The 9,681-nt window shown below is 65.9% G+C and carries 9 protein-coding genes and 1 pseudogene; 4 read left to right on the top strand and 6 right to left on the bottom strand.

Features of this window, described 5'->3' with window-relative positions:
* The 3 genes and pseudogenes from AC5RUO_RS19555 to AC5RUO_RS19545 form a co-directional block, all read left to right on the top strand.
* Positions 1–118: pseudogene (locus AC5RUO_RS19555) on the top strand (lipoyl synthase); the annotation flags it as partial.
* A gap of 98 nt (positions 119–216) precedes the next feature.
* Positions 217–969, top strand: coding sequence for a DUF4191 domain-containing protein (locus AC5RUO_RS19550; RefSeq protein ID WP_494104404.1), 753 nt, complete (start codon positions 217–219; stop codon positions 967–969).
* 102 nt (positions 970–1,071) lie between these two features.
* Positions 1,072–1,428 (top strand): DUF3817 domain-containing protein, encoded by a 357-nt coding sequence (locus AC5RUO_RS19545; RefSeq protein ID WP_494011926.1) that lies wholly within the window; start codon positions 1,072–1,074, stop codon positions 1,426–1,428.
* Between the two features lie 33 nt (positions 1,429–1,461).
* On the opposite strand, the gene AC5RUO_RS19540 is transcribed toward AC5RUO_RS19545, so the two are convergent.
* Positions 1,462–1,899 (bottom strand): RDD family protein, encoded by a 438-nt coding sequence (locus AC5RUO_RS19540; protein WP_494011927.1) that lies wholly within the window; start codon positions 1,897–1,899, stop codon positions 1,462–1,464.
* A gap of 301 nt (positions 1,900–2,200) precedes the next feature.
* Here AC5RUO_RS19540 and glnA (AC5RUO_RS19535) point away from each other — a divergent pair, with 301 nt between their 5' ends.
* A complete protein-coding gene (gene glnA, locus AC5RUO_RS19535) occupies positions 2,201–3,625 on the top strand; it encodes a type I glutamate--ammonia ligase (RefSeq protein WP_494011928.1) in 1,425 nt (474 codons plus the stop codon).
* Positions 3,626–3,905: 280 nt separating this feature from the next.
* Here glnA (AC5RUO_RS19535) and AC5RUO_RS19530 read toward each other — a convergent pair whose 3' ends face one another.
* From AC5RUO_RS19530 to glnA (AC5RUO_RS19510), 5 genes are all read right to left on the bottom strand, one after another.
* Positions 3,906–4,034, bottom strand: a complete 129-nt coding sequence (locus tag AC5RUO_RS19530) for a hypothetical protein (RefSeq protein WP_494011929.1) — start codon at positions 4,032–4,034, stop codon at positions 3,906–3,908.
* Positions 4,035–4,266: 232 nt separating this feature from the next.
* A complete protein-coding gene (locus tag AC5RUO_RS19525) occupies positions 4,267–4,803 on the bottom strand; it encodes a GNAT family N-acetyltransferase (protein ID WP_494012001.1) in 537 nt (178 codons plus the stop codon).
* On the bottom strand, positions 4,800–5,240 hold the full coding sequence (locus tag AC5RUO_RS19520) for a VOC family protein (protein ID WP_494011930.1): 441 nt from the start codon (positions 5,238–5,240) through the stop codon (positions 4,800–4,802). Before AC5RUO_RS19520 ends, AC5RUO_RS19525 begins: the two co-directional genes overlap by 4 nt.
* Before the next feature lie 51 nt (positions 5,241–5,291).
* Entirely contained in the window at positions 5,292–8,303 is a 3,012-nt protein-coding gene (locus AC5RUO_RS19515) for a bifunctional [glutamine synthetase] adenylyltransferase/[glutamine synthetase]-adenylyl-L-tyrosine phosphorylase (RefSeq protein ID WP_494011931.1), read from the bottom strand.
* Between the two features lie 9 nt (positions 8,304–8,312).
* Positions 8,313–9,653: a type I glutamate--ammonia ligase gene (gene glnA, locus AC5RUO_RS19510; protein ID WP_494011932.1), complete on the bottom strand. Its 1,341-nt coding sequence runs from the start codon at positions 9,651–9,653 to the stop codon at positions 8,313–8,315.
* Between the last annotated feature and the right edge of the window lie 28 nt (positions 9,654–9,681).

Raw genomic sequence — 9,681 nt, 5'->3', positions numbered from 1 at the left:
CGCCATGCGCAAAAAGGGCCGCGACATCCCCGCCGAACTCGCCCACATCGCCGACGGCATCCAGGACTCCGGCACCACCCGCCAGGAAGCCGCCAGCGTGCTGGCAGCCCACTCCTAGGAAGCAGCAACTTCATAGTCCAGTGCGTGCCGCAGGGGCCGGACGCCGATGATTCGGCGTCCGGCCCCTGGGCTTAAGTCACGTAGAATTGAGGCACTATGGCGAAATCCCCTGATTCCAGCAACTCCACTCCGGCGGGCTCCAGCGCAGTGAAGCGCGGCCTCTTCTCGCGCAAGCCGAAAGAAGCCAAAGCCAAGAAGCCCAGCAGGCTCAAGCAGATCCGCGAAGTCTTCACCATGACCCGCCGGCACGATCCCATGGTGCCGTGGCAGATGCTGCTGGTGTTCCTGGGTGTGGTGGCCGTGAGCTTCCTGGTGGGTTTCTGGCTGGAAAACTGGATTACGGGCCTGATAATCGGCATCCCGCTTGGTTTGCTGGGCGCAACCCTGATCCTCTCGCGCCGTGCGGAGCGCGCCGCCTTCGCCCAGATCGAGAACCAGCCTGGCGCCTCCGGTGCCGCGCTCGGAACCCTCCGCCGCGGCTGGATTACGGAAGAACAGCCCGTTGCTGTTAACCCGCGCACCCAGGATGCCGTGTTCCGCGCCATCGGCCGCCCCGGCGTCGTACTGGTCAGCGAAGGCCCCAGCCACCGCGTGAAGCCGCTGCTGGATGCCGAGCGGAAGCGCCTGGCGCGGATCCTGCCCAACGTTACCGTGCACGTGATCGAGAGCGGCCGCGGCGAGGGCCAGGTGCCGCTCAGCCAGGTTGCCAAGAAGATGGGCAAGCTGAAGAAGGAACTGACCAAGGTCGAAGTCAATGCTGTTTCCAAGCGCATCGCGTCGCTGGGCAACAGGCTCCCCATCCCGAAGGGCATCGACCCCTACAAGGCGCGTCCCAACCGCGGACGCTAAGCCTGGGAACGCCCCGGTTACCGGTTCCGACCGGCCGCCGGGGCATTTTTTCTTGCAGCTGCCAACCTCTTTCCACTGCCCCATCAAGGACAGGACGTTCCCATGCCACTAAAGAACCTGGTCATCCGCGCATTCCGGATCCTCGCCGTCGCCGAAGCCATCAGCTGGGCTGCCCTGCTGATCGGCATGTATTTCAAGTGGATTGCAGGCACCACCGAGATTGGTGTCCAGGTAGCCGGGCCGATCCACGGTGCACTGTTCGTGGGCTACGGTGCTGCGGCGCTTGCCCTGTGGAGGCTGCAGCGCTGGCCGTTCAGGGTGGCTCTTTTTGCGGGTGTTTCCGCAGTCTTTCCGTTCGCCACCATCCTGTTCGAGCGGTGGGCAGGTAAGCGGGGGTACCTCAGGGGTGTGCCTGCGGAGACAAGCCCCGCGGCGACGAGGGAATCCGCACGCCTCTAGGGGCGCGTCAGGGCCGGCCGTGCGCGGAGGCCCTTACCGGCGGATGAGCAGGGTGTTCATGGCTTTGTCGTGCAGTCCGCGCTGGTCGGGATCGAAGATGACGGCGGGGATCACCAGGCAAAGCAGTACGGCCCGCACAAGGGCAGCCAGCGGGCCCGGGACTCCGCCGCCCGGCTTCACCACGGCAATGCCCATCGCGCGGTGCCCGATGCTGTATCCGAGGGTGCCCACCAGGAGGGTTTGCTCGACGGCGAACACCGCCAGGGTGGCCCAGGAGTTTCCATCAAAGGCGAAGTTGCTGATCAGGAGCGCGATGCCCCAGTCGATCATGATCGCCAGGATGCGCCGGCCGGCCCGTGCGATGGACCCGGGCCCGGATTCGGGAAGTCCCAGCCGCTCCCCCGGGTACTTCGAGATGCCGGAGGTGTCCGGTCCACTGAGCCAGGAACCAATGTCTTTGCGATCTACCACTGTCCAAGTTTACCGGCCTCTTTCCCGCGCACTGCCCGGATGCCGGATAGCGTTGGAACATGATGCGTACTGCCGATAGCGTTGCCCTAACGGGGCATTCTGTAACTTGCCCGAAACAATGTGGACATGGACGGGAAATGCCGCGTCCATAGGCTGTTAGCAGTTTCAAGCAATTCCCCGGCAGGGACAAGCACACAGCACGGACAACGCAGCAGGGATAACTGCAGGTTCTCCCTGCTTTCGGATTGCGCTGGATCAGATGGCTTGCACGCCAGATATTACATATGCGTTAGGAGCATAGATGTTTAAGACTGCGGACGAAGTCCTCCAGTTCATCAGGGACGAAGATATTAAGTTCGTCGATATCCGCTTCACCGATCTTCCGGGCGTGCAGCAGCACTTCAACGTCCCCGCCAAGAGCGTTGACGCCGACTTCTTCATCAACGGCCAACTCTTTGACGGCTCCTCCATCCGCGGCTTCCAGGGCATCGCGGAGTCCGACATGCAGCTGATCCCGGACGTGACCACCGCGTTCCTGGACACCTTCCGCATGGAAAAGACGCTCGCGCTGAACTTCTCCATCGTCAACCCCCGCACCGGTGACCCCTACCACCGCGACCCCCGCGGCGTTGCAGAGAAGGCTGAGGCCTACCTCGCGTCCACCGGCATCGCCGACACCGCATTCTTCGCTCCCGAAGCCGAGTTCTTCGTGTTCGACAACGTCCAGTACCAGTCCTCCCCGCAGGGCAGCTTCTACAAGATCGACTCCGAGGAAGCACACTGGAACACCGGCCGCGAGGAAGAGGGCGGCAACCTCGGCTACAAGACCCCCGTCAAGGGCGGTTACTTCCCGGTCTCCCCCACCGACAAGCAGGCTGACCTGCGCGACGCCATGTGCGTTGCCCTGGACGAAGCAGGCCTCGAGGTCGAGCGCAGCCACCACGAGGTCGGCTCCGCCGGCCAGGCTGAGATCAACTACAAGTTCACCACCCTGACCCACGCTGCCGATGACCTGCAGAAGTTCAAGTACGTCATCAAGAACACCGCAGATGCCTGGGGCAAGTCCGTGACCTTCATGCCGAAGCCCGTCTTCGGTGACAACGGCTCCGGCATGCACTGCCACCAGTCGCTGTGGAACGGTGGCCAGCCCCTGTTCTACGACGAGAAGGGCTACGCAGGCCTGTCCGACACCGCCCGCTGGTACATCGGCGGCCTGCTGAAGCACGCCTCCGCCGTCCTGGCCTTCACCAACCCGACGGTGAACTCCTACCGCCGCCTGGTCAAGGGCTTCGAGGCTCCGGTCAACATGGTCTACTCACAGGGCAACCGCTCCGCCGGTATCCGCATCCCCATTACGGGCAGCAACCCGAAGGCCAAGCGCATCGAATTCCGCGCACCGGACCCCTCTTCCAACCCGTACCTGGCCTTCGCTGCCCAGCTGATGGCCGGCATTGACGGCATCCGCAACCGCATCGAACCGCCCGCGCCGATCGACAAGGACCTCTACGAGCTCCCCGCCGAGGAAGCCAAGGACATCCCCAAGGCACCGGGCACGCTCGAGGAGGCCCTCGAGGCCCTCCGCGAGGACAACGAATTCCTGCAGGCCGGTGGCGTGTTCACCCAGGACCTGATCGACACCTGGATCGAGTACAAGTACGAGAACGAGATCCGCCCGCTGTCCCTGCGCCCGAACCCCTACGAGTTCGAGCTCTACTACGGCGTCTAGCCGGATCATGCGGGTGGCGCGGCGATAGTCCGCAGACCGTCCGCACATTCCAGAACGAGTTCAGGCGGCTACATGTTTTCCGAAACGTGTAGCCGCCTTTCGTGTATCCGTTCGCACCCCGGCTGAACCTCGATTTGCGAGACTACGCTACTGCCCCGTAACTTTGTGTTCGGTTACTTCGCAATCCCCCAATGTTGGAGTAGCCCGAGAGGTCCCGCGATTCCCCCAAGTCGCGGGGCCTTTCGCTGTTCAGGAAGGTTCTTGGCTTATCCCGGCCAGACTAGGTGCCGTTGCGTTCCGCGTCGGTCGGCACCTCATGATCATCTGCGTCCGGGTCGTGGACCTTGCGTGGGATCTTGCCTTCAACATCAGCGGGCACGGGAGGGTCCTTCTCTTCATCGGTAGACATGGGCCAAGCATAAGCCGCTCCCAAAAAGGTTGGCGCCTGCGCGATGACGCCGGGTGCGCTGCCCGAAGGTGGGAGCCCGGCCCCTGACGTGCTGAGACCGGGAGCCGGACCCCCTGACGAATGCCCCCCGAGACGAAGACTGATCCAGCCTTCCCCCCAACAAGGTTGAAGAACACCGCCAATCCACATACTCGGCCAATCCGTCATGGAGTGCAATGCCGCCCTGCCGCCGTTACCTCATTCCCGCATCCGTGAAGCGTCGGAACATGGTGCGTTGCGGGCCGGACGGGCCGCCGTTGTAGCGGCCGTGGTCAGTGAATCCGGCAAACCGGTAGGCGGCAAGTCCGGCGGGGTTGGCTTCGTTGACGGACAGCACGACGCCGGACTCCCCGGTGCGGTGCCGCGCAGTCAGCCGGGCGGCAGCCCCCACGGCAGCAACGGCTGCGTGGCGGCCGATCCCGCGACCCTGCAGCCGCCGGTCCACCAGGAAGCCCCGCAGGAGCCATGCGCTGTCATCGTCCGGCCAGCCAGCCAGGCGTGCCGCCCCACGCTGCAAAGTGAGTACTCCCGCAGCCCGCCCGTCCGACTCAATGACGTAGGGGCGCCGCGATTCCTCGGCCAGGCCGGCCAGGGCCATCCGCAGGGGATCTCCCACGAAGCGTTCCTGGCCCGGGCTGAGCTCCAGCTGCGCTACCTCGTTGAGCTGGATGGCCTGGGCGTCGGCATCGAGGTCCCGCAGCGGGATGAGCCAGACGCCTTCGCCGTTCAGGACTGGACGGTGCCGGAGGTGCTGCCGGCAGCAGGGTCGGCCATTCCGGCAGGATCCATCCAAAAGACCTCCCAAAGGTGCCCGTCGGGATCCTGGAAGCTGTGGTTGTACATAAAGCCCAGGTCCCGGGGATCCTCCGACAACGTGCCGCCAGCAGCAAGGGCGGCACTTACCGCCTGATCAACGGCCTCCCGGCTGTCCACGCTGTAGGACATGATGGCTTCCGCCGCCCCCGCAGTGCCGGCGACGTCCTTGGAGGTAAAGGTCCGGAAGTAGTCCTCCACCAGGAGCATCACGCAGGCATTGTCGTTGACGATCATGCACGTGGCATTCTCGTCCGTGTAGTCCGGGTTGAAGGAAAAGCCAAGGGCGGAGAAGAAATCGACGGAGCGCTGGAGGTCTTTGACGGGCAGGTTCAGGAAGAGTTGGGTTGCCATGGGCCAAAGGTAGCACCGGGCCCGGACAAAGGGACAGCAGCCGGAAAACGGCTATTGCCCGTAGAACACGCGTTCGAACACGGCCCGGGCGCGGCGGCTGACGCGCAGGTAGTCCTCTTCCAGCGCGGCCGCATGGCCCGGTTCGTAGCCGCACCACCGCGCCACGGCCTCAAGGTCGCGGCGCGACGACGGCAGGAGGTCGGATGCCTTGCCGCTCCAGATGACATTTGCGGACCTGATCCGGCTGGCCAGCCGCCATGCCTGAGCCAGGAGGTCCGCGTCCTCACGGCCGAGGAGTTCCAGCCGGGCAGCGGCTTCCAGCGCTTCCACCGTGGAGGTGGTGCGCAGCTCGGGGTGCTTGCCCGCGTGCTGCAGCTGCAGCAGCTGGACCAGCCATTCGACGTCGCTGAGGCCGCCGCGGCCGAGTTTGAGGTGGCGGGCGGGATCGGCCCCGCGGGGAAGGCGTTCGGATTCCACCCGTGCCTTGATCCTGCGGATCTCCCGGACGTCCTGGTCGGACACCTCGTCGGGGTAACGGATGGGGTCGATCAGCGCCAAGAAGTCCGCTGCCAGGTCGTCGTCGCCCGCCATGGGACGTGCCCGCAGGAGTGCCTGGGCCTCCCAGATGAGCGACCAGCGGCGGTAGTACTCGGCGAACGAGTCCAGGGACCGCACCATGGCCCCGCTCTTCCCCTCCGGGCGGAGGTCGGCGTCCATCTGGAGCACCCGCTCAGCCATGATGGCCGGCTTCACGGGCTGGGTCAGCAGGCTTGAGACCTTGGTGACGATGCGGACAGCCTGTTCCTGTGCCTCCGCCTCCGCGTAGCCCGGGAGCGCCCGGTGCACGTACATCACGTCGGCGTCCGAACCGTACCCGATCTCGCGGCCGCCCTGGCGGCCCATCGCCACGACCAGCACGGCCGTCTTCAAGGGCCCGCCGGCGGAGACGATGCCCTCGGCCACGCGGAGGGCGCCCAGGACTGCCGCCCTGTCAGTGTCGGCCAGCGCGGTGCCCACCTGGTCCTGATCCAGCAGCCCGGCGGAATCGGCGACGGCGATCCGCAGGATCTCCCGCCGCCGGATGAGCCTGATGAGGCGCATGGCACTTTCGGGATCGGAGTGCCGCGACATTTTGGAGGTGATTTCCTGCCATTGCGCCTCGAACGGCACCGGCACCAGGTCCTTGTCCTGGCCGAGCCAGGCAACCGACTCAGGCGAAACTTCCAGCAGGTCCGCGATCAGCCGTGAGTTCGAGAGCATGTGGCAGAGGCGCTCGGCAGCGGCATTGGAGTCCCGAAGCATGCCGAGGTACCAGTGCGTGGTGCCCAGGGCCTCGCTGACCCGCCGGAAGGCGAGCAGGCCGGCGTCGGGGTCCACTCCTTCCGCGAGCCAGTCGAGGAGGATTGGAAGCAGCTGCTTCTGCAGTGCCGCCCGCCGGCTGACTCCAGCCGTCAAAGCCTCGATATGCCGCATGGCGCCCTGCGGGTCCCGATAGCCGAGGGCAGCAAGCCGGCCCTGGGCAGCTTCCGGGGTGAGCCTGGCATCTTCGCTGCTGAGCCTGGCGGCGGTATTCAGCAGGGGCCGGTAGAAGATCCGCTCATGCAGTTCCCGTACGGAGCGCTTGGTCTTCTGCCAGGCGGCCAGCAGCGCGTCGGGATGCGGCCGCTCATTCGAGAACGGGCCCAGGACGGCTTTGGCCAGCGCCCGAAGCGCTGGCTCGGCAACGGGCATGAGGTGGGTCCGGCGCAGCTGGAACAGCTGGATCCGGTGCTCCAGCAGCCTCAGGTACCGGTAGGCGTTGTCGAAGGCGGCGGCGTCGGACCTGCCGATGTAGCCGCCCGCGGACAGGGCCGCAATCGCGGAGGTGGTGTCCCGGCGTCGCAGGGTCTCATCCGCCTTGCCGTGGACAAGCTGCAGCAGCTGGACGGTGAACTCGACGTCCCGCAGTCCGCCGCGGCCCAATTTGATCTGCCGCTGTTCCTCCGCCGCCGGAATGTGCTCGGTGACCCGGCGCCGCATGGCCTGGACAGATTCCACGAAGCCGTCCCTGCCCGCCGAACTCCAGATCAGCGGCTCCACGGCGTCCTCGTACCGCCGCCCCAGTTCGGCATCCCCGGCGATGGTCCGGGCCTTCAGTAGCGCTTGGAACTCCCAGCTCTCCGCCCAGCGCGCGTAGTAGGTCTCATGAGAGGCCAGCGTGCGCACCAGGGGTCCCGACTTGCCCTCGGGCCGCAGGTTGGCGTCCACCTCCCAAAGGCCGGGTTCCCGCGCCACCGAGGAGATGGCCCGGGAGATGCCGCTGGCCAGCGCCGTGCCGATGGTGTTGGCCCGGGCGTCCTCCAGCCCTCCGCTATCCACCACGTAAATGACGTCGACGTCGGAGATGTAGTTCAGCTCGCGCGCCCCGCATTTGCCCATGCCGATCACGGCCAGCCCGACCTCCGCCACATCAGGGGCGCCGTACTGTTCGGCGGCCTCGGCCCGGGAAACTGCCAGTGCGGCCTCGATGGCGGCACCGGCAAGGTCTGCAAGTTCCCCTCCCACCGAGGGCAGGAAGTCGAGGGGGTCTGCCGCGCACAGGTCCTTGACGGCAAGGTCCACCACTCCCCTGCGGTAGGCGGTGCGCAGGGCTGCGTAGGCATCCGGCCCGGTTGCTGCGGCAACTGGCCGCACTGCCCGCGGGTCTGCCCCTACGGACTGCAGCAGGGTTGCGCGCAGCTTCTCCGGGTCTCCCGGCAACGGTTCGGGACTGGCCCGGACATTGAAGGCTTCGAGATGCTCGGGATGCCGGATGAGGAACTCGCCCAGCGCCTCGGATGCGCCCAGCACCCGGTACAGCGGCTCGCTGGTGTCTGGCTCGGCACCAGCCAGTTCCCGGAGGTCCGGATGCTTTTCGATCAGCCGGACCAGGGACTGCAGGGCGGTGTCCGGGCTGGCCGCCATTTGCAGTCCGGCGAACAGCGTGTCCTGGTCCAGGCCTTCGAGTTCCCGGGCGGCCAGGAACCGTTCGCCTTTGTCCAGGTCGCTGAAACCAGCCGCGATCAGGCGGCGTGCCAGGCTCACGCCCGCCGCCTAGAGGATGCCGAGGTTGCGCTGCAGTTCGTAGGGCGTGACCTGCAGCCGGTAGTCCTGCCACTCCGCGCGCTTGTTGCGCAGGAAGTGCTCGAACACCTGCTCGCCCAGGATCTGCGGCATCAGCTCGGAATCCTCCATCGAGCGGATAGCGTCGTGCAGGCTGGCCGGCAGGGGGTCGTGACCCATGGCGCGGCGTTCTGCCGAGCTCAGCGACCAGACGTCGTCTTCGGCGGCCGCCGGAAGGTCGTAGCCTTCCTCAATGCCCTTCAACCCGGCACCGAGCAGCACCGCGTATGCCAGGTAAGGGTTCGCGGCCGAGTCGATGCCGCGGTACTCGATCCGGGCGGACTGGCCCTTGCCCGGCTTGTACAGCGGAACGCGGACCAGGGCCGAGCGGTTATTGTGGCCCCAGCTCAGGTAGCTGGGAGCCTCGCCGCCGCCCCAGAGGCGCTTGTAGGAGTTCACGAACTGGTTGGTCACGGCGGTGAATTCCGGAGCGTGCTTGAGGATGCCGGCGATGAACTGGCGGGCGGTCTTGGACAGCTGGAATTCCGCGCCGGCCTCGTAGAACGCGTTGGTGTCCCCTTCGAACAGGGAGAAGTGCGTATGCATGCCGGAGCCCGGGTGGGTCGTGAACGGCTTCGGCATGAAGGTAGCGTAGGTGCCCTGCTGCAGGGCCACTTCCTTGATGACCGTGCGGAAGGTCATGATGTTGTCCGCGGTCTGCAGCGCATCCGCGTAGCGGAGGTCGATCTCGTTCTGTCCGGGTCCGCCTTCGTGGTGGCTGAACTCCACGGAGATGCCGACTGATTCCAGCATGGTCACCGCGGTGCGGCGGAAGTCCTGGGCAACGCCGCCCGGGACGTGGTCGAAGTAGCCGCCCTCGTCAACCGGCACCGGCGCTCCGTCCGGGCCGAGCTCCTGCGACTTGAGCAGGTAGAACTCGATTTCCGGGTGGGTGTAGCAAGTGAAGCCCATGTCGGCGGCCTTGGCGAGCGTCCGCTTCAGGACGTTGCGCGGATCAGCCGCGGAGGGTTCGCCGTCAGGGGTAAGGATGTCGCAGAACATGCGCGATGTCTGCTCCGTCTCGCCGCGCCAGGGCAGGATCTGGAACGTTGACGGGTCAGGCTGTGCCAGCATGTCCGATTCGAAGACACGGGCAAGGCCCTCGATGGCCGAGCCGTCGAAGCCCAGCCCTTCCTCGAAGGCGCCTTCGACCTCGGCCGGCGCCAGGGCAACAGACTTGAGCGAACCTACGACGTCGGTGAACCACAGGCGCACGAAACGTACGTCGCGCTCTTCGATTGTGCGCAGGACAAACTCTTGCTGGCGGTCCATGATGGCCTCTTCTCCGGTCAACGTCCAT

It is taken from the genome of Arthrobacter sp. Y3221087, from assembly GCF_059089905.1.
Note: the sequence above shows the minus strand (reverse complement) of the source record. Positions and strands in the feature narration are given on the sequence as shown.